This is a genomic window from Streptomyces synnematoformans, assembly GCF_039531005.1.
Taxonomy (GTDB): domain Bacteria; phylum Actinomycetota; class Actinomycetes; order Streptomycetales; family Streptomycetaceae; genus Streptomyces; species Streptomyces synnematoformans.
This window is the reverse complement of record NZ_BAAAPF010000003.1, coordinates 57,001-72,734: the sequence shown is the minus strand read 5'-3', so window position 1 is coordinate 72,734 and position 15,734 is coordinate 57,001. Positions and strand designations below refer to the sequence as shown.

General features: G+C 73.3%; 26 protein-coding genes and 1 tRNA gene. All 27 read right to left on the bottom strand.

What is annotated here, in order from left to right; genetic code table 11:
- Positions 1-7 precede the first annotated feature (7 nt).
- On the bottom strand, positions 8-760 hold the full coding sequence (locus tag ABD317_RS01915) for a hypothetical protein (RefSeq protein ID WP_344287137.1): 753 nt from the start codon (positions 758-760) through the stop codon (positions 8-10).
- A gap of 143 nt (positions 761-903) precedes the next feature.
- The gene (locus tag ABD317_RS01910; protein WP_344287135.1) at positions 904-1,206 is read right to left on the bottom strand and encodes a hypothetical protein; all 303 of its coding nucleotides are present in this window, start codon (positions 1,204-1,206) and stop codon (positions 904-906) included.
- Positions 1,203-2,282, bottom strand: a complete 1,080-nt coding sequence (locus ABD317_RS01905) for a hypothetical protein (protein ID WP_344287133.1) — start codon at positions 2,280-2,282, stop codon at positions 1,203-1,205. Before ABD317_RS01905 ends, ABD317_RS01910 begins: the two co-directional genes overlap by 4 nt.
- 25 nt (positions 2,283-2,307) lie before the next feature.
- The gene (locus ABD317_RS01900) at positions 2,308-2,754 is read right to left on the bottom strand and encodes a hypothetical protein (RefSeq protein WP_344287131.1); all 447 of its coding nucleotides are present in this window, start codon (positions 2,752-2,754) and stop codon (positions 2,308-2,310) included.
- Positions 2,755-2,963: 209 nt separating this feature from the next.
- Positions 2,964-3,194 carry a hypothetical protein gene (locus tag ABD317_RS01895; RefSeq protein ID WP_344287129.1) on the bottom strand — a complete coding sequence of 77 codons (231 nt, stop codon included), beginning with the start codon at positions 3,192-3,194 and terminating at the stop codon, positions 2,964-2,966.
- 207 nt (positions 3,195-3,401) lie between these two features.
- Positions 3,402-3,575 carry a hypothetical protein gene (locus ABD317_RS01890; RefSeq protein WP_344287127.1) on the bottom strand — a complete coding sequence of 58 codons (174 nt, stop codon included), beginning with the start codon at positions 3,573-3,575 and terminating at the stop codon, positions 3,402-3,404.
- Between the two features lie 317 nt (positions 3,576-3,892).
- A complete protein-coding gene (locus ABD317_RS01885) occupies positions 3,893-4,294 on the bottom strand; it encodes a hypothetical protein (protein WP_344287125.1) in 402 nt (133 codons plus the stop codon).
- Positions 4,295-4,373: 79 nt separating this feature from the next.
- Positions 4,374-4,883, bottom strand: coding sequence for a DUF6221 family protein (locus ABD317_RS01880; RefSeq protein WP_344287123.1), 510 nt, complete (start codon positions 4,881-4,883; stop codon positions 4,374-4,376).
- Complete coding sequence (locus ABD317_RS01875; protein ID WP_344287121.1) at positions 4,876-5,307, bottom strand: hypothetical protein; 432 nt, start codon at positions 5,305-5,307, stop codon at positions 4,876-4,878. Before ABD317_RS01875 ends, ABD317_RS01880 begins: the two co-directional genes overlap by 8 nt.
- A 5-nt stretch (positions 5,308-5,312) precedes the next feature.
- Positions 5,313-5,759 carry a hypothetical protein gene (locus ABD317_RS01870; RefSeq protein ID WP_344287119.1) on the bottom strand — a complete coding sequence of 149 codons (447 nt, stop codon included), beginning with the start codon at positions 5,757-5,759 and terminating at the stop codon, positions 5,313-5,315.
- Positions 5,756-6,742, bottom strand: a complete 987-nt coding sequence (locus ABD317_RS01865) for a hypothetical protein (RefSeq protein ID WP_344287117.1) — start codon at positions 6,740-6,742, stop codon at positions 5,756-5,758. The genes ABD317_RS01870 and ABD317_RS01865 overlap by 4 nt, the downstream gene beginning before the upstream one ends.
- Positions 6,739-7,398: a hypothetical protein gene (locus tag ABD317_RS01860; RefSeq protein ID WP_344287115.1), complete on the bottom strand. Its 660-nt coding sequence runs from the start codon at positions 7,396-7,398 to the stop codon at positions 6,739-6,741. The genes ABD317_RS01865 and ABD317_RS01860 overlap by 4 nt, the downstream gene beginning before the upstream one ends.
- Entirely contained in the window at positions 7,395-7,922 is a 528-nt protein-coding gene (locus ABD317_RS01855) for an HIT family protein (RefSeq protein ID WP_344287113.1), read from the bottom strand. The genes ABD317_RS01860 and ABD317_RS01855 overlap by 4 nt, the downstream gene beginning before the upstream one ends.
- Positions 7,919-8,683, bottom strand: coding sequence for an RNA ligase family protein (locus ABD317_RS01850; RefSeq protein WP_344287111.1), 765 nt, complete (start codon positions 8,681-8,683; stop codon positions 7,919-7,921). Before ABD317_RS01850 ends, ABD317_RS01855 begins: the two co-directional genes overlap by 4 nt.
- A 35-nt stretch (positions 8,684-8,718) precedes the next feature.
- Positions 8,719-9,507 carry a tRNA(His) guanylyltransferase Thg1 family protein gene (locus tag ABD317_RS01845; RefSeq protein ID WP_344287109.1) on the bottom strand — a complete coding sequence of 263 codons (789 nt, stop codon included), beginning with the start codon at positions 9,505-9,507 and terminating at the stop codon, positions 8,719-8,721.
- Positions 9,507-9,890: a zinc finger domain-containing protein gene (locus ABD317_RS01840; RefSeq protein WP_344287107.1), complete on the bottom strand. Its 384-nt coding sequence runs from the start codon at positions 9,888-9,890 to the stop codon at positions 9,507-9,509. Before ABD317_RS01840 ends, ABD317_RS01845 begins: the two co-directional genes overlap by 1 nt.
- A complete protein-coding gene (locus ABD317_RS01835) occupies positions 9,887-10,411 on the bottom strand; it encodes a hypothetical protein (protein WP_344287105.1) in 525 nt (174 codons plus the stop codon). Before ABD317_RS01835 ends, ABD317_RS01840 begins: the two co-directional genes overlap by 4 nt.
- Complete coding sequence (locus ABD317_RS01830; protein ID WP_344287103.1) at positions 10,411-10,668, bottom strand: hypothetical protein; 258 nt, start codon at positions 10,666-10,668, stop codon at positions 10,411-10,413. Before ABD317_RS01830 ends, ABD317_RS01835 begins: the two co-directional genes overlap by 1 nt.
- A gap of 192 nt (positions 10,669-10,860) precedes the next feature.
- Complete coding sequence (locus ABD317_RS01825; RefSeq protein WP_344287101.1) at positions 10,861-11,376, bottom strand: hypothetical protein; 516 nt, start codon at positions 11,374-11,376, stop codon at positions 10,861-10,863.
- The gene (locus tag ABD317_RS01820; RefSeq protein ID WP_344287099.1) at positions 11,373-11,837 is read right to left on the bottom strand and encodes a helix-turn-helix transcriptional regulator; all 465 of its coding nucleotides are present in this window, start codon (positions 11,835-11,837) and stop codon (positions 11,373-11,375) included. Before ABD317_RS01820 ends, ABD317_RS01825 begins: the two co-directional genes overlap by 4 nt.
- A 4-nt stretch (positions 11,838-11,841) precedes the next feature.
- On the bottom strand, positions 11,842-12,411 hold the full coding sequence (locus ABD317_RS01815) for a hypothetical protein (protein WP_344287097.1): 570 nt from the start codon (positions 12,409-12,411) through the stop codon (positions 11,842-11,844).
- Positions 12,408-13,115, bottom strand: a complete 708-nt coding sequence (locus ABD317_RS01810; RefSeq protein WP_344287095.1) for a hypothetical protein — start codon at positions 13,113-13,115, stop codon at positions 12,408-12,410. Before ABD317_RS01810 ends, ABD317_RS01815 begins: the two co-directional genes overlap by 4 nt.
- Complete coding sequence (locus ABD317_RS01805; RefSeq protein ID WP_344287093.1) at positions 13,112-13,888, bottom strand: hypothetical protein; 777 nt, start codon at positions 13,886-13,888, stop codon at positions 13,112-13,114. The genes ABD317_RS01810 and ABD317_RS01805 overlap by 4 nt, the downstream gene beginning before the upstream one ends.
- Before the next feature lie 19 nt (positions 13,889-13,907).
- On the bottom strand, positions 13,908-14,384 hold the full coding sequence (locus tag ABD317_RS01800; protein WP_344287091.1) for a hypothetical protein: 477 nt from the start codon (positions 14,382-14,384) through the stop codon (positions 13,908-13,910).
- Positions 14,385-14,600: 216 nt separating this feature from the next.
- Complete coding sequence (locus ABD317_RS01795; protein ID WP_344287090.1) at positions 14,601-15,227, bottom strand: vWA domain-containing protein; 627 nt, start codon at positions 15,225-15,227, stop codon at positions 14,601-14,603.
- Between the two features lie 41 nt (positions 15,228-15,268).
- Positions 15,269-15,340, bottom strand: a tRNA-Ile gene (locus tag ABD317_RS01790).
- 98 nt (positions 15,341-15,438) lie between these two features.
- Positions 15,439-15,687 carry a hypothetical protein gene (locus tag ABD317_RS01785; RefSeq protein WP_344287088.1) on the bottom strand — a complete coding sequence of 83 codons (249 nt, stop codon included), beginning with the start codon at positions 15,685-15,687 and terminating at the stop codon, positions 15,439-15,441.
- Positions 15,688-15,734: the final 47 nt, after the last annotated feature.

Sequence of the window (15,734 nt, the reverse complement as noted above, 5' to 3'; positions counted from 1 at the left end):
CTTCCTGTCAGGGGTGGTAGCCAAAGTGGGCGGCGCGGCCGTCGAGGAGTTGCCAGATGCGGGTGGCGGGGACGGCGGCGCGTTCGCGGTGGTTGGTGTCGGTGGGCACGCGAGCGCAGGCGGTGGGGTCGAGGTGGACGCCGAGGGCGTCGCCGAGTTCGGCGAGGGCCCAGGGCTGGTTGAGGTCTTCGATGCGGAGCTTGACGTCGGCGACGGCGGCGCAGCGGGTGTTCCAGTCGCTCCAGAATTCGACGGCGGCCTGGAGGGGGTCGAGGCTCGCGGTCTGGGGGCAGTGAGTGTGCGCGAACCGCCGGTATGCGGTGGTGAGGTGGGTGTCGTGGTCGCCGGGCTCGAAGAGCTTGGTGCCGACGAGGGAGCGGACGGTGTTGACGGGGTGGCGTACGACGAGGGCGACGGGGCCGCTCCAGGCGCCGGTCTCGATGGCGGGGAGGGCGAGCCAGGAGGCGTCGCCGGTGAGGCCGCCGGTGTGGCGGCCGATGCCGTCGGGTCGCCACCATCCCTCGTGGCCGCAGGTGATGCCGTTGGCTTCCATGAGGGCGGCGAGGTAGCCGGTGCCGGAGCGGCCGGTGCCGGTGATCGCGAACCGGGGCGGCTGGGCGGGTGCAGCCGGGGGCGGCGGCGGGGTGGCCTGCGTGGTGCGTTCCGGGGCCTTTCCGGTGCCGGGCGTCTTCGCTGCCTTGGTGGTCTTGGTGGGGTTCTTCGCCGGCTGGCGCCTGGTGGTCTTCTTCGCTTCGGGCATGGTGCCGCTCCCGGGGGCCTGGATGGTGGTGCCGTGTTCGGCGGGGCGGGCTGGGTGTGGGTGGCGGGCCGCCCGAGCCCCACGAACGGGCGGCCCGCCAGCGCCCGCACCGTCACAGGGGGGACGGGGGCGCAGCGAGGGGGTTAGTGGATGGTGAGGATCCCGGAGCGGCGGACGATGTTCTCGGCGCCCGGGGGGTCGAAGCCGATCCACACCCAGTAAGTGCCGGCGGTGAGGGTGAGGGCGCCGCCGTCGGGGCCGATGAGGAGGCGGGCGGTGGTGGTGCCGGCTTCCCAGGCGCCGGTGTGCCAGTCGCCGGGGGCCGGGTTGGCAGCGGTGGTGAGCGGCAGGACCGCGAGCCGTGGTGTGGCGGCGGACAGGTCGGCGCCGTCGGGGGCGGTGACGGTGACGTGGACGTACTCGGTGGAGGTGGCGGCGATCCTCATGCGGGTGCGCTCACCTCCCAGCCCGTGCCGTGCGGGTTGCCGACGGCGGCGGCCCACAGGCTGTAGGGGGTGCTGATGCCGTAGTCGTGGTCGGGCAGGACGTCGGGCCCGTGGAGAGCGACGGCCAGGGCGGTTTCGTGGGCGGGGGCGAGGGTGGCCGTCGTGGTGGCGTGGAACGCCGCGGCTGTCGAGGAGGTTGCGGCCGGGGCCAGCGGCGCGGTGAGGGCCGCGGCGGGGGGCCGCGCGGTGTCGGTGGTGTGGGCGGGTTGCAGGGCTGCGGTCTTGGCGCCGGTGAGGGGCCGCGCGGTGTGGAGGCCGGCCGCGGCGGCGGGGGCGGCGGTCTTGGCGCCCGGGACGGGCAGGGCGGCGTCGAGGGCGGCTGCGGCTGCGGGCATCGTCGTCTTCGTGGCGGCGAGCGGCCGGGCGGTGCCGGTCTCGGCGGCGGCGGTGAGCGCCAGTTCGGTGCCGGCGGCCGGCGGGTCGAGCGCGACGAGGGCGGCGGCCCACAGGCGGCTGCCGCTGAGTGCCGCGCCGGCCGCGGGCTGGGGGCCGTCGCCGGGGGCGATGCGGTACGCGGTGACCCACGGGGGGACGTCGGCGGCTTCGGTGAAGCCGTCGGGCGGGGTGTGGGTGACGCCGGAGGCGCTTTCCATGGTGTTGACGTGCCATGCCAGCGCCGCCTGGCCGGCGGCGGTGACCGACAGGGTGGTGATCGACGTGCCGGAGCCGGTCGCTGAGTCGAACGGCGTTGTGGCCAGGTCGAGGAGCGGGTCGGCGCCGGAGAGGAACACGGCGGCGAGCGCCGCCCACCGGGAGCCGGTCCACGAGAACGCGAACGAGTTCTCGGTGGTGATCCGCTGCAGGTAGCACAGGGTCTGGATGTCGCCGGTCGTGACGGTGCCGCGGAGTACGGCGCCCGCGGGGGGTGTGACCGGGGGGAAGTCGCTGTCGCCGTTCCAGCGCACGAGCCAGAACACGCCGACGTCGCCGGCACCGGCGCCGGCGGGTCTGGTCACCTGGCGGGATGAGACGAACTCGTCGCTGCCGGTGTTGGCCTGGTCGATGTACGACGTCACGGCGGCCTCCCAGCAGGCGGCGGTACTAGGCGGCGGAGCTGGCCCGGGCGAAGTCGGTGACCGTCAGGGTGAAGTCGTTGCCGTCCGGGGTCCACACGGTGTCGTGCTTGGTGAGCGGGACCAGGTCGGAGTCGGTGCCCGCGGTGGTGTCGGGGTCGTAGCAGATGACGACGGCGCCGACCGGGTTGCCGGTGGGGGCGGTCCAGGTGACGTCGGCGCAGTCGATGTCGACGCGGTTGTCGGTGTCGTTGACGGTGACGGTCACGTCCGTCAGCGCCTTGCGTCCCGCCGTGGTCTGCTCGGTGGTGGTGCCGGCGACGACGGCGGCGAAGGTGTCCGCGTCGCGGAGCACGCTGTCGGCCTCCAGTCCGGACGCCTCCAGGGGGATCATCACCAGGCCGTCGCTGGCCGCCGGGAGCGACGCGTAGTGGGCGATGCGGCCGAGGGCGATGGTGAAAACGATGCTGGCCATGATCATTCCCTCGGCGTGAGGACGGCGGGGACCAGGGAGGACATCAGCACCTCCCGGACATGCGAAAGCCCGGCTCCATGGCCGGGCTCGGGGGTTCAGGTAGTGCGATGGGGCTGACGTGGCACTACGTGCACTATGACTGATCATGCGCTGCAGTCGGCGGGTGGTCAAGTCCGCCGCGCGGGCCGGCCCACGACGGGGGGCGCGTGTCAGGTGCCGGCGCGGGCGGCTCCGGCGGGCTGTACGCGGGCGTCGGCGAGGTCGGCGAGGTCCCAGTAGGCGAGGGACTGCCCGCCGTTGAAGTTCGGCCGGTACACCTTCGCGTGGACGCCGTGGCGCTTCGCCCAGCCGCGGAACGACGACGGCTTCATGCCCATGAGGTAGGCAGCTTGCGCGGTGTCGACCAGCTCGCGCCCGTCGCGGCCGTAGAGGTGGGTCACATGATCAGTGTGCACCAGCGCGGCCGGAACCGGCCCCGCCCGTACGACGCGCGGCCCCGCCTCAGGCCGCCCGAGAGGCCGGGCCGCGTGGGCGCGGGCCGTCGAGGGTCGGCGGCACGCCGGCCGCCCAGTGGCCTTCTCACAGCCGGCGCGTTGCTCTGGTATGACGATCAGCGAGGGGCCCAACGGCGGTTGTCGAGCCCGACTTCACGCGGCGTGCTTCTCGTCGTACAGCCCGCACGCGATGGCCCACAGCCGGTTGGCCTCGGTGTCGCCGACCGCGGCAACCAGCTCGTGCCACAGGTCGTCGGGGCCGTTGGCGGCCTCCCAGGGGTCCATGGCGGCGGCGAGAGTTTCGGGTGTGGTGGGGACTGCGGGCATGTTTTCCTCCGTCGTGTGGTTACTGATCTCGGACTTGCCGTCGTCGCCCTGTACGGCCTCCCAGACGTCGCCGATGTCGAGGAGTCGTTCCTGCGGTCTGCACAGTGGACGCAGAGCGAGACGTCGGCCTCCTCCTGTGCCAGCTCCACAATCCGTTCGGGGTCGACGGGACGTTCCTGTACCAGGTCCAGCCAGCCCGGTAATCGTGAGAGGGTGCGCGTCGGCCACAGCGCGCACCCTCCCTGTGTGCTCACCGCCGGGTCGCGAGCCGGACGTCGGCCGCGCACGCGACGGCGAGGAGCACCCCCTTGGCTGGGTCAGAGGGGCGGGAAGTAGGAGGTGTCCCCCCTCGGCGGCGTGCTATCGACCGGCGGCTCGGTGGAGTACCTGATCTCGGGGTCGTGGGGGGTGGCGCCCGCATGGCCGCCGGTCAGCGTCAGGACACGCCCGCTGGACAGCGTGACGGGCTGCGGGCAGGAGCACGTGCCGGCGTACAGGCCGCACGTGCGGCAGCACTGGCAGTACGGCGAGCCGCCGCAGGCGTAGCAGTGCTCGGGGGCGACCTGGCCGGCGCCGTGGCAGTGCCAGCAGCCGCCGTCGCTGCCGCCTTCCATGTCGGCACCGCTGCCGTCGCAGGCCGTGCACTCCTGCTGCTCGTCGCAGAGCCCGGAGGGGCAGACGTCGTCGATGGTCTCGGTCGTGCTGAGCTGGTCGGTCATGGGCGGAGTGTCCTCTCGTCGCGGGCGCCCGCGGTAGGGCGCATCGGGGTACAACGGGCGGTTCCCGGAGCGGCCGGCTTCACGGCCGCCACTCCTCGCGGTAGTCGGGGTGGTCGGAGTACACAGATGCCTTCCCCCTGGCCCACCCCTCCAAGGTGCGCAGCTGCGCGGGCAGGTAGTCGGCCTCGCGGCGCAGGGCCTGCTGCCGCACGTCTGGCAGCCCGAATCCCTCCCACTTACCGGTGCGCGCCTCGTGCTCAAGGTCGGCGTCCAGCTCGGCGACGGCCGCCTTGTGCTGCTCGTGGGCGCGGAGCAGCCGCTCGTAGTCGCGGAGCAGCTCACGGTCGATCGCCACCTCGGCGAGTACTCGCTTCGGGGGGTGCCGGGCGATGTGCTCCCGATCCTCGTCACGCTCGACCGTGGCGACGTAGCCGAGGCGCCCGAGCCTCCACTTCTCGTCACGTCTCGCCTCAACGCTGACGTGGACCATGGGCGGAATCTCGACGGCCCACGGAGCACCCGCACACGCCTTCGCTGACCGTTCGTCCTCTACCAGCCTCGCCCGCAGGAAGCCGATCAGCTCATTCACCGGCCGCCTCCGGGTGGTTGGGGGAGGCGCACAGCGCGCCGGTGTACTTGTTGTTGGCACGGCAGCGGGCCCGCAGCCGGGCCGCCCACTCGTGCAGCTCGCCCGCGTGCTCCGGGTGCGCGGCCGCGGCGGCCGCCAGGAGGTCGGCGAGTTCACACGCGGTCGAGGTGTACGCCGGCACGTCGACGAGGGCGAGAATGCGGTCGGGGAGCTGCTCGCGGCGGTCGCCGGGCGGCGGCGGGGTCCAACGGTCGGCGAGGAGCGCCATGACCGCGGCGGCGAGGGCTGGCACCCACTCCTGGGTTTCGGGGTCGTCGTGCAGCGCGATGTCGACGTCGTCCATGCCGTAGTCGTCGAACGGGAAAGCGCGGATGATCTCGGCGATGTCCTCGGCGGTCACCGGGGCGGGCGGGCTGTCGGGCACGGTCGTCACTCCTTCGGGGCGGCGAGCAGGGCGGCGATGAAGATCCAGCCCTTGTGCCAGGACTGGTCGAGGAGGTAGCCGGCGTTCGGGTCGCGCTGAAGCCACTTGGCGCTGCCGGTGGCGGCGGCGAGACGGACGACGCCGCGGGGCTTCTCGTCGCGCCAGTGGCCGCCCTGCCGGTCCGCGGCGTAGTGCGTGGCCGCGGACAGGGCGAGGGCCGCGGCGGCCCGGGCGGGCGGCAGGCGCAGCCCGCACACGCGGTTCACGGCGGCGAGCGCGGCGGCCTGGGTGGCCGTGTAGGTCGCGACGTGCACGGCGCATGCCCGGGCGCCTTCCGGGCCGGGTTCGCCCTTGGCGACGGCTTCGGTGTCGCGCTGCACCCAGTGGTCGGCGACCTCGTGGGCGGCGGTGAGGGCCGCGTAGACGGCGGCGAAACGGACGGCGGGGGTCATGGTCGTCGCTCCTTCGGGAGGTCGATGTCGTCGCCGTTGAAGGCGCGGACGGTCTCGCAGGGCCAGGGCGCCCAGTGGTGGCGGATGTCGGGCGGGCTGGAGCAGTGGGCGCACACGGTGATGTCGCCGTCGAACGCCTCCGCGTCCGGGTGGGCGTCGGGTGGAGGTTCGGCGGCCCAGACGACGGGGCGATGCAGGGTCCGCACGAGCGCGGTCTGCTGCTCGGCCGCCTCCCGCCTCTGCACCTGGTCGGCGAGGGCGGCGTGCAGCCGGCGCACGGTGTCGTCGTGGAGCGCCTGGACGCGGGCCAGCTCGGCGTGCACGGCGGGGAGGACGGCGTCGACGAGGGCCTCGGCGAGCGGGCGGTCCCCGGCAGACGAGCCGGGCCGCATCCACTCGGCATGCCCTGCTGCCGCAGCCTGGGCCATGGCATCGCGCAGCGCGCGCAGGCCGGGCGCATCCGTCAGCGGGCGGCGGGAGCACGCACACACCAGGTTCTCCCCCGCCTTCCCAGCGGCCACGGTGAACCAGCACCCGGCAGGGTCGGTGTGCATGTTCCAGCCGTGCTCGCAGGACGGGCAGCGGGTGCCGCCGCGCGGGGAGTCGCCGGTCGTCATCTCGCTGTGTACGGCCTCGGCGAGTGCCTGCTGCTGATCCTCGGGCAGGCAGGCGGGCCAGGTGCATGCGGGAGTCCGGTCGGTCACGTCTTCTCCGGGGTGCTCGTTGCTCACGGCGTGGATGGTCGGGTACAGGTCGGGCATGGCGAGGCAGGCTTCGATTACTCCGGCAAGGACGTGGCTGTCCTCGGGGTGCTTCTCGTCTCGCGGGTGCTGGCGGCCGTGGACGTAGGCCATGACGGCGGCCTCTCGCATGAGGGCCCGTTCGCGGTCGGTGAGCCGGGCGAGGAACGCGTCCACCGCGGCGTGGCGCGCGGCGTCCCGCTCGGCGACGTAGGAGATCAGGAAGTCGGGGAGGCCGGTCACGGGCGCTCCTCGCGGTCGGCGGGCGCGGGTGCCCGGTGGGGGTTGCCGAGGCCGGTCGGACGTTCGGGGCCGCAGGCGTCGAACAGGGCGATCAGGTCGCGGTGCTGCTCGGGGCCGACCGGCCTGCGGCCGGGGTAGGCGGCTCCCTGGGGGCGTTCGCCGCGGATGCGGGCGGCGTACAGCTCCGGCATGTACTCGGCGCCGCCGGCGGCCTTGCAGTCGGCGTAGGCGCGTTCGAGGTCGGGCAGCCGCGCGGGGGTGATCTCTTCGAGGTCGGCGGCGCCCCAGAAGAAGATGTCGGAGACGTTCGCGAAGAGGTGGATCTCGCCGTCGTCGACGCGCCAGAACAGGGTGTCGGCGCAGTCGGCGTGGGTGAGGGAGAACAGCTCCAGCACGCGGCGTACGAAGGCGAGGGTCTGGTCCGGGCAGGAGTGGCCGGGCAGAGGGTGGCCGGAGTGGAGGGTGTGGTCGGCGGGGACCGTGACGTCCTGGTCGCAGTCCGGGCACCGGAGTACCAGCGAGGGGCCCGCGTACTGGGTGAAGTCGCCGAGGTCGTGGACGGCCCCGCGCTCGGCGTCCTGAAGGCCCTTCAGCAGGCGTGCGCGCAGCTCCGGGTCCTCCTGGAGGTGCTGCTCGCGCTCGGGTATGTCGCTCATGCGGGCTCCTTGCTGGTGTGCTGGCCGGTCCACGGCAGGTGCAGCCCGTCGCCCTCAGCACGCGGGACGACATGCCAGTGCAGGTGGAACACGGTCTGGGTGGCCTCCGGGCCGATGGACGTGATCAGGTTCCCGTTGCCGGTTTCGCGGGCGAGTTCGCCGGCGCAGCGCGCGGTGCCGGCGGTGACGTCGAGGTCTTCGGCAGCGTTGACAACGTGCCGCTTGGGGAGCACCAGGAGGTGACCGTCGACGACGGGGTTGAGCGGGACAATCGCCAGCGCGTGCGGCCACTCGCGGACGATCGTCGCCGGCTCCTCGCCGCGCACGATCTTGCAGAACGGGCAGTGCCGCTCCAGCGGGCCGAGGCGCGCGAAGAACTCGGCCAGGCCGTCACTGACCCTCTGCACGGCGGCGGCGGTCACGGGGTCGAGACGGATACCCGCCCGGGGCGGCGGCGCTGGGTGGGGGTGGCGGTCCAGCTGCCGCCGCGCGCGGCCGGCGTCGGGGTACGGGCGGTGGCTCATGCCGACGTCTCCTGGCGGGCGCGGCGCTTGAGGGTGCGCTGGTAGTCCTGGAAGCGGGCCTTGGCGATGACCTCCCGGTCGGCGGAGCGGAGGACGATGCCTTCGGGGCGGCCGGCGGCGCCGTCGTCGAGGGCGGCCTGTGTGGTGGGGAGCTGCGCGGCGAGGAACTCCGCCGTGTCCTCGATGCCGCTCGGCAGGTCGTGGGCGGGGATGGTGCCCAGGCGCGGGGTGAGGGGGACGCCCTCGGCGGCGGAGGCCCGCTGGAGGACCGCCTCGGTGCAGAAGGACTGGCCACCGGCTTCGCGCCAGGAAGAGATCCGCTCGCGGGGCCAGTCGAGGACGTCGAGCGGGATGCACGCGATGTCGAACATGCGGTGCCCCAGCGCGGAGCCGGTGGTGTACTGCTTGGCGGCGGCGCCGATCTTGCGGCCGTAGACCTCCAGGAAGAACACCTGGATCTGCCCGTGCTCGGTGGGCTGCAGTTGCTCGGCGACGGGCTTGAGTGCGGCGACGATGCCGAGGGCGGGGTTCTCGATGCGGTCGCCCCTGGCGTATAGGAGTTCCTCGCGGGAGCCGAGGAAGTAGTCGCCGTCGGGCATGAGGACGATGCGCCCGTTGCAGCCGTCGACCTTCTCGGTGAGGATGACGTCGCCGTCGAAGGCGGTGACCTCGTCGAGGAGGCTGCCGTTCTTCGGGTCGATCTGGTGGTACGTGGGGATGCTGGGGTACTTGGTCGCGGAGTTGAGTGCGGCCAGATCCATCGTGTTCTCCTGGGTTCGGGTGCCGCCGATGCCGGTCATCGGCTTGCCTCGGGGGTGAGGGTGGGCAGCGGGGGGATCGTGCGGGCGAGCCAGTCGCCCGGCTCGGTGGTGAAGTGCGGGGCCGGTTCCGTCTCCCACCAGGAGCGCATCGCAGTGACCGTGTTGAGGCTGCTGGTGCGCTTGTCGGTGTAGGTGGTCTCGCGCGGTCCGACCTTCCGGGTGGTGATCCGGCCGCGTTTGCAGCCGGCCGGGTAGTCGTTCCAGTTGATGCCGCGCTCCGCCCGCAGCAGCTCCTGCATGCCGTCGCTGCTGACGCCGTGGAGGCGGCGCGGGGAGAAGCAGGACTGCGCGGCCATGCTGATCGAATTGCGGACGGCGTCGCGCTGCCGCCAGAGCAGGTAGTTGGCGACCTCGACGGGGTCGCCGATGGTGAAGACGCGGGCGTCGAACAGCGCGCGGCGGCCGGGCCGGCGGTCGTTGAGGACCTGCGTGGCGAGGGCGGCGGAGATGCTCAGCCACTTCGCGGCCACTCCCCCGAACCACGCCTGGGTGTTCGTGGTGCCGAAGTCGGTGACGAGGACGGAGATCTCGTCGGACTGCGTGTAAGCGAGCTTCGCGCCGCTGATCTCCGCGCACAGCGCCTCGGCGACCTTGTCCATGTCGGCCATGAACCGCATGTCGAACGGGCGGTCTGCGCCGCGCAGGTACTGGTGGAAGGCGCGGCCGTCGATTCTGAGGATCGCGTACGTGCGTCGCGGCAGGAGGTGCCGGTAGGGCGCCTCGTACGCCTTCATGCGGTCGCCGAGGCTGGTGGTGTCCGCCATCACGACCTCCCGCCCAAGCTCGGGTCGGCGGTGTCGAGGAGGAGCTGTACGGCCTGCTTGGCGGACAGGTGGCCGCGGCGTCCTGCGACGACATCGCGGATGAGGGCGGCGGCCTCGGTGTGGCCGTGCTCGTCGAGGAGGTCGGCGGCGTGGCTGCCGTGCATGCCGCTGCGGGTGGCGGCCGCCTCGGCGACGAGGCGGGCGGCCGGGTTCGCGGCGATCATCGCGATGCGGTGCGCGGCGGTGCGGGCCTGGTGGACACTGTCGCGGCGGACCCGGGTGCCGCTGTGGCTCGTGCACAGCTCCCCGGCGGGGGAGCCGCAGCCTTCCGGCGGTGCGGGGCATGCGGTGTCCAGTGCCGCGAGGGCGGGTGTGTCGGTCATGAGATGGAGACCCCCCAGGGTCCGTGGGCGATGACGGGTATGCCCGCGTCGTGGGCGAGGCGGCGGAGGTTCTTCGTGCCGAGGTTGCGGGCGCCGGGCTCGAAGAACAGCAGGGCGGCGTCGGCTCCTTCGGCGACCATGCCGACGTTGCGGCGCGGGCCCGCGCCGGGGCAGTAGGTGTCGAGGCTGCCGGGGTGGAAGATGTCGCCGGGCTTCTTCCGGCGGCGGTGGGGGCGGGTGCCCGGGGGCGGGCACTCCGGGCCGCAGTTGTCCCAGTCGGCGGGCCGCGGGTCCTCGATGACGCCGAGCGAAGCGGCGTACGCCGCGCACCAGGCGTGGGCGTGCTCGTCGGCGCCGCCCGGGCAGGAGCCGTGCCGCAGTACGAACGGGCCCTCGTAGCGGACCTGGCCGTGCAGCTTCTGCCAGATCCGGTCGCGGTCGGTGTAGTGGCGGGAGCCGCCGAGGATGAGGGTCTTCTTGTCGGAGTTCCAGCGCGCGACGGGGGCGGCAGAGATGCCCATCAGCCCTCCAGCCCGGTCAGAGCCCAGCCGTGCCCGCACGGCCAGACAGGCCGCTCCTCGATCTCCTGGCAGGTGCCGCAGGCCACGGCACGTTCGTCGGGCACGACGCCGAGGACCTTCTCGCCGCACACGGCCGGTGTGCCGAGCGGTGGCGGTACGGCGGGGTGGCACCACGGGCACACGAGGTGCGTCCGGGCGGGCTCGTCGCGGTCGGCGGCCGGCCGCGGTTCGGCCTTGAGGTGTGATCCGTTGCCCATCAGTCCGTCATCTCCTTGGGGTGCGGGGCGCCGTGCTCCTGGCCGGGCCAGGGGTGGCTGTTGGTGGTCGGGTCGGTGGGCTCGCCGCACCAGCAGCGGCCGGGCATGGCGATGACGGGCAGCTGCTCGACGGGCGTACGGGCGCGGCGCGAGCTGGGCCGCCAGGCGGCGCGCCGGTCGGCGACGGCACGGCTAATCCCCCACCCGCGCGCCGGCGGCGCCGGCGGCGATGTCCTTGAGGTGCGCGACGCGGGCGTTGCCGGTCGGGTACCAGGGGCAGCCGTCCCAGGAGCACAGCGGGCCGGTGTGGTTGGGGCAGCCGCGCCGGTAGCGGTCGACGGCGGCGAGGAGCGTCGGGTGCGCGGGCCGGGCGAGGGCGAGGCTGCCGGTGGTGCCCGGGTGCCCGTTCCACGTCGACACGACCTCGGCCCCGAGGCCGGCCAGCTCGGCCGTGATGGCGTCCAGCTCGCCGGGCCCGAGGGGGTTGGCCGGGCGGCGGCCGCCGCCCTCGCCGGTCCACTCCACCTTGCCGACGTGGGTCGAGATGACGACGCGGCCGTCCCAGCCCGCGGGGCAGAAGCCGTACCAGCGGTTGCTGTCGGGGCGGCTGAGGGTCTCGCCGTGGTGCTGGAGGATCGCGTCGTCCGGCTGCTCGGTCTCGTACAGCCACGCCAGGCCCGCGGCGAGGATCGCCGTCCGGCCGCTCACCGGTCTTCACCTCCGGCCGGCGGCACGGTGATCAGCCCGGCGCCCACGGCGAGCGCGATCGCGTGGCTGGTGTTCCGCGCGCCCAGGCGCTTCGCGATCCGGCGGCGGGCGTTCTTGACGCCGTCCTCGCTCAGGTGCAGGCGCGTCGCGGTCTCGGGCGTCGGCTCTCCCGCCGCGGCGCCGGCCAGTACCTTCAGCTCCAGCTGGGGCAGGTCCGTCCCGTGCAACTGGGACACCTGCGGGCGCCCGGCGCCGTCGGAGATGCCCAGATCGCGCATCACCTGCCGCAGCCGGGCGACCTCTTCCACCAGCCACCTGCGCGCGGCGTCCAGCTGCTGCGCCTGGGTGAGCAGGTGCCGCTCGGCGTCCGTGTGCGGTCGCCACGTGCCGCCCGTCCCCGTCGGCCTCGGCAGCACCAGTCCGGTACGGACGATCGCGGTGAACCGGCGGTCACGCATCATGCGGTCACCCACAGCCGTCACCCCCGGCGGCCTGCCGCTCGTCCTGGGTGCGCGGCCGGTACCCGTCCAGCTCCACAGTCACGCCGTCTACGTCGCACGCCCCGTGCACAGTCTCCAGACCGGAGAGGACACGCCGCTCGTCAAGTTCGATACCGAGGGCCTGCGCCCACTGGCGGGCGTCGTCGATGCTGCCGGCGTCGTCCGCGGGGGTGTAGGCGTGGAACCAGTCGGCGGTGCACAGCGAGCACTGCTCGACGTGCGCGCCCTCGGGGTGCCCGCAGCGGCACAGCGGCGCCGTGCCGGACTCGCCGCCCGTCTGCGCGGCGCGCTTGACCTCGGTGGTGGTACGGCAGAACACCGGGGTGTGCGGTCCGACCGTGGCGTTCGTGCCGTCGTCGAACGTGAAGCGGACGAAGTCCATCGGCGCGTACACGCGCAGGATGTCCGTCACCGTCAGCCACACCGGCTCGCGGCCGAACTCGTCCGGCATCGTGCGGATCTGCCAGCCCTCAGGGACGCGGTGCGCGGGGCGCTCCTGGCCGATCTCGCGCTCGAAGGTCCGGCGGGCGTTCACGAGGCACCGCCCGCGGGGATGTAGGGGTGGCGCCACATGCGCTCGCCGTCCTCGGGGCAGAGGCGGCACTGCGGGTCGCTGTACTTCGCGTCGTGGTACGCCTTGCCGTGCCCGCAGCGGCACAGCGGCGCCGTGCCGGACTCGCCGCCCGTCTGCGCGTCACGCTCGTCGGCGGCGTCGACCACCCACCGCTCCGCCTCCCGGTCCCAGATCACGGACCACATCAGGTGGTCAGTGATGGTGCCGTCGAGGTCGATGCCGAGGGCGGCGACCGCGTTGAGCGCGTCGGCGATGGCCTGCCACCGCGACCGGTCACTCCGAGGAGGTTCGGGCTCACCCCCCGGCGGCAGGGCGGCGGTGATGCGCGCCTCGTCCGACATGCGCCACACGGCGGCGGCTGCATCGCAGTTGCAGTCGGCGAACCGGGTCTTCAGGTCGCCGTGCTCGGGGCACAGGCGCCGCAGGTGCATCTCCGCCCTGTCCAGCACGGCGGAGGGCGACGCCGCGATCTCCGGGAGTACGGCGGCGATCGCGCGGGCCTGCCAGGCGTGCAGCTGCTCGGCGTAGTCGTCACCGCGCGGGGTGACCGCTCCCGGGTCGAAGATGGCGAATCGAATGCGGCGGAGCACGTCGTGCTCCAGCAGTGGCTTGCCGCCGACGATGATGTCGTTCAGCCGGCCGGGCTCGGGCTGGCGGGCGCTCACCGGGTCTCACCGTCCTCGCGGTTGCCGACCCACTCCACCCCGGAGACGACTCCGGTCGTCGGGGTGGACACGAAGGTGGGTGCCCATCCGGCGTCGATGAACCGCAGAGCGGCCTCGTAGGTGGGCCGATCGGCGTCCGTCTTCACGGCGCCCCAGGTGTAGGCCGGGGAGGACATCCAGCTCGCGAGCCCTTCCGGGGCCGGGAACACCGGGGAGATCGGGGAGCCTTCGGAGACGGTCTCCCACAGCTGGAACCCGTCGCCCTCGGGCGGCTCGGTCCACTCCCAGGCGTCTGCCTCGGCGCGCTGCCCCGGATACTTCTCCACAGTGCCGTGGCCCTGGCAGGTGGGGCAGATACCCCAGACCTCGGGATCGAGCCCCGCCGCCTTGACGATCTTCACGGCGATGCGGCCGCCACCGGTACTGCCCAGCCAGTGCGTCGGCCGTTCACGGTCCTCGCCGGTGAGGCCGGCCACCAGGTCGAGGATGTCCTCCGTGGGGCGGGCCACCCGGTGGGTGCGGTTGAGGGGCGGGTAGCCGTCCTCGGCCAGCCACGGGTGCATGGGCCGGCCGCGCCGCTGCTCGCCGATGTCCTCGGCGACCATGCCCAGGCGGCCGGCGACGGTGTGGAGCCACTCTGCGGCGGCCGTGTAGCCCCGCTCGCAGTCCGGGCAGGGGTCTTCGCGGAGGCGTTCGGGCATCAGGTAGCCCTGCCACACCTGCCGCAGCGGCCAGTCGAACGTCAGCGGCACGCGGCGCACTTCACGGGACATGGTTGGTTCTCCAGGGTTCTCAGACGGGGGTTTCGGTCCAGGCGCCGCCCGGCTCGCTGCGCTCCAGCAGCGCGGCCGGTGTGCGGCGGCCGGGCTCGCCGGCGCCGGCCTTCAGGCTGGCGGCCCACCGCTCGCGGGCCTCGCGGGTCTCCAGGTGGATCACGTGGCCGTCGGTGCAGCGGATACCGAACAGGCAGGCGTCCTTCTCGCGCTTGCGCACCTCGTCGAGGTGGGCGTTGTGCAGGTCGACCGCGCGCTGCATGCCGACGTGGTCGAGCCACCGCCCGATCGCGGCCTCGTGGTCGCCGTGGAGGCCGCGGAGCCGGTCCAGCGACCCCGTCTGAGCCTGCAGCTCCGGGTTCTCGAACCGGGGCGGGTACTCCTCGGCCGCGTACGTGAAGCCCTCGCTGCCGATCTTCCAGTGGAAGGCCAACAGTTCGAGCCAGTCGTAGTCGCTCAGCCCGCTGGGGTTGTCGATACCGGCGGTGTCGTTCATGGGGTACTCCTTGAAGGTGTCGAGGTGGCCCGGCGGCGCGGGAGCGAGTCGGTGAGCCGTCCGGAGCGGCTCGGGTCGCGTGCCCGGCCGCCGGGCCGGGGCTGGAAGGGGCGGGGCGGGTCTACGCTCGGGATCCCGCCGGGGTGACCCCCGGGGTTACCGGGCCGTGAGGCCGCGCGCGGTTGCCGCCGCCGCGCCTTCCAGCGGTCTGCGGGGTCAGGTGGTCTCGTCGCTCTCGTCGCGCTCGTCGTCGGTGAAGGCGTAGACGCCGGTGGCGGTGCCGCGGGAGACCATGCGGCCCGCGTTCGTCACCGCCGCCTTGGTGCGCGTCCCGGAGTACGAGAGGGTCGTGGACTCGCCGATGCCGATGCCGCCGGCGGCGGCGAAAGCGTCCTGATCGGCGCCGAGGAAGACGAACGTCCAGCCGTGTTCCTTCTCCTTCCGGCGGGTGAGCGCCTTAACCTGCTCACGGGTCCACTCGCGGGACTTGTTCTCGTGCCCGTCGGTGAGGATGACGACGACCACCTCACCCGGCCGCTCGTCCGCGGGCTTCGCGTCCAGCTGCTCACCGACGGCCGTGACGGTGCGGCCCACCGCGTCCAGCAGCGCGGTCATCCCCCGCGGCTCCAGCGTGAACGCGGGCACCTCGGCCAGCGGCTTGTTCTCGTACACGACCTCGTACCGGTCGTCGAAGGTGTACAGGCTGACGGTCGTCTGGCCGGGCGCCTCACGCTGAGCGTCGAGGAACGCTTTCAGCCCTCCCTCGGTGTCGGACCTGACGCTGTGCATGGAGCCGGAGCGGTCGAGGACGACGGCGATGTGGCGCAGATCGGGGTTGGTCACGGCTGGTACTCCTGTCAGTTCTGCTGGTCTCCTGGTCGGCGTGCCTGAGGCGCGATTCGAACGCGCGACCGGCCCCTTATAAGAGGGCTGCTCTGCCGCTGAGCTACTCAGGCGAGGGGGTGGGCCCGCCCGCGCCCGGGAGGGGCGTTCGGGGCGGGGCGGGCCCGTGGCGGCCGGGCAGAGCGGGTTGCCCGGCCGCCGGTCGGTGGGGTCAGGACTGGAAGCAGGTGAAGTCGAAGGTGACGTCGCCGCCCGCCGTGTCGGTGACCGCGATGTTGTACGCCTCGCCGCGCGCGGCCTTGGCCGCGAGGGTGCGGCCGAAGATTTCGACGCCGCGGCCGGGCATCCGGCGGGTGTGGACCGTCCCGTCCGGGTCCTCGTGGCTGAGGAAGTAGATCCGCTCGAAGCGGCCGGTGCGCGGGTCGCGCCAGCGGTGGCGGGAGAGGGTGTGGTTGGTCATCGGGGTCCTTGTCCGGTGCTGTCGGGCACGGCGGCCGGGCGGGGTGC

What these genes read in the sequence shown, in the direction of transcription:
- ABD317_RS01915 (WP_344287137.1), bottom strand. Translation starts at nt 760, where the DNA reads ATGCCCGAAGCGAAGAAGACCACCAGGCGCCAGCCGGCGAAGAACCCC.
- ABD317_RS01910 (WP_344287135.1), bottom strand. Translation starts at nt 1,206, where the DNA reads ATGAGGATCGCCGCCACCTCCACCGAGTACGTCCACGTCACCGTCACC.
- ABD317_RS01900 (WP_344287131.1), bottom strand. Translation starts at nt 2,754, where the DNA reads ATGGCCAGCATCGTTTTCACCATCGCCCTCGGCCGCATCGCCCACTAC.
- ABD317_RS01890 (WP_344287127.1), bottom strand. Translation starts at nt 3,575, where the DNA reads ATGCCCGCAGTCCCCACCACACCCGAAACTCTCGCCGCCGCCATGGAC.
- ABD317_RS01885 (WP_344287125.1), bottom strand. Translation starts at nt 4,294, where the DNA reads ATGACCGACCAGCTCAGCACGACCGAGACCATCGACGACGTCTGCCCC.
- ABD317_RS01870 (WP_344287119.1), bottom strand. Translation starts at nt 5,759, where the DNA reads ATGACCCCCGCCGTCCGTTTCGCCGCCGTCTACGCGGCCCTCACCGCC.
- ABD317_RS01860 (WP_344287115.1), bottom strand. Translation starts at nt 7,398, where the DNA reads ATGAGCGACATACCCGAGCGCGAGCAGCACCTCCAGGAGGACCCGGAG.
- ABD317_RS01855 (WP_344287113.1), bottom strand. Translation starts at nt 7,922, where the DNA reads ATGAGCCACCGCCCGTACCCCGACGCCGGCCGCGCGCGGCGGCAGCTG.
- ABD317_RS01850 (WP_344287111.1), bottom strand. Translation starts at nt 8,683, where the DNA reads ATGGATCTGGCCGCACTCAACTCCGCGACCAAGTACCCCAGCATCCCC.
- ABD317_RS01845 (WP_344287109.1), bottom strand. Translation starts at nt 9,507, where the DNA reads ATGGCGGACACCACCAGCCTCGGCGACCGCATGAAGGCGTACGAGGCG.
- ABD317_RS01840 (WP_344287107.1), bottom strand. Translation starts at nt 9,890, where the DNA reads ATGACCGACACACCCGCCCTCGCGGCACTGGACACCGCATGCCCCGCA.
- ABD317_RS01835 (WP_344287105.1), bottom strand. Translation starts at nt 10,411, where the DNA reads ATGGGCATCTCTGCCGCCCCCGTCGCGCGCTGGAACTCCGACAAGAAG.
- ABD317_RS01830 (WP_344287103.1), bottom strand. Translation starts at nt 10,668, where the DNA reads ATGGGCAACGGATCACACCTCAAGGCCGAACCGCGGCCGGCCGCCGAC.
- ABD317_RS01820 (WP_344287099.1), bottom strand. Translation starts at nt 11,837, where the DNA reads ATGATGCGTGACCGCCGGTTCACCGCGATCGTCCGTACCGGACTGGTG.
- ABD317_RS01805 (WP_344287093.1), bottom strand. Translation starts at nt 13,888, where the DNA reads ATGTCCCGTGAAGTGCGCCGCGTGCCGCTGACGTTCGACTGGCCGCTG.
- ABD317_RS01800 (WP_344287091.1), bottom strand. Translation starts at nt 14,384, where the DNA reads ATGAACGACACCGCCGGTATCGACAACCCCAGCGGGCTGAGCGACTAC.
- ABD317_RS01785 (WP_344287088.1), bottom strand. Translation starts at nt 15,687, where the DNA reads ATGACCAACCACACCCTCTCCCGCCACCGCTGGCGCGACCCGCGCACC.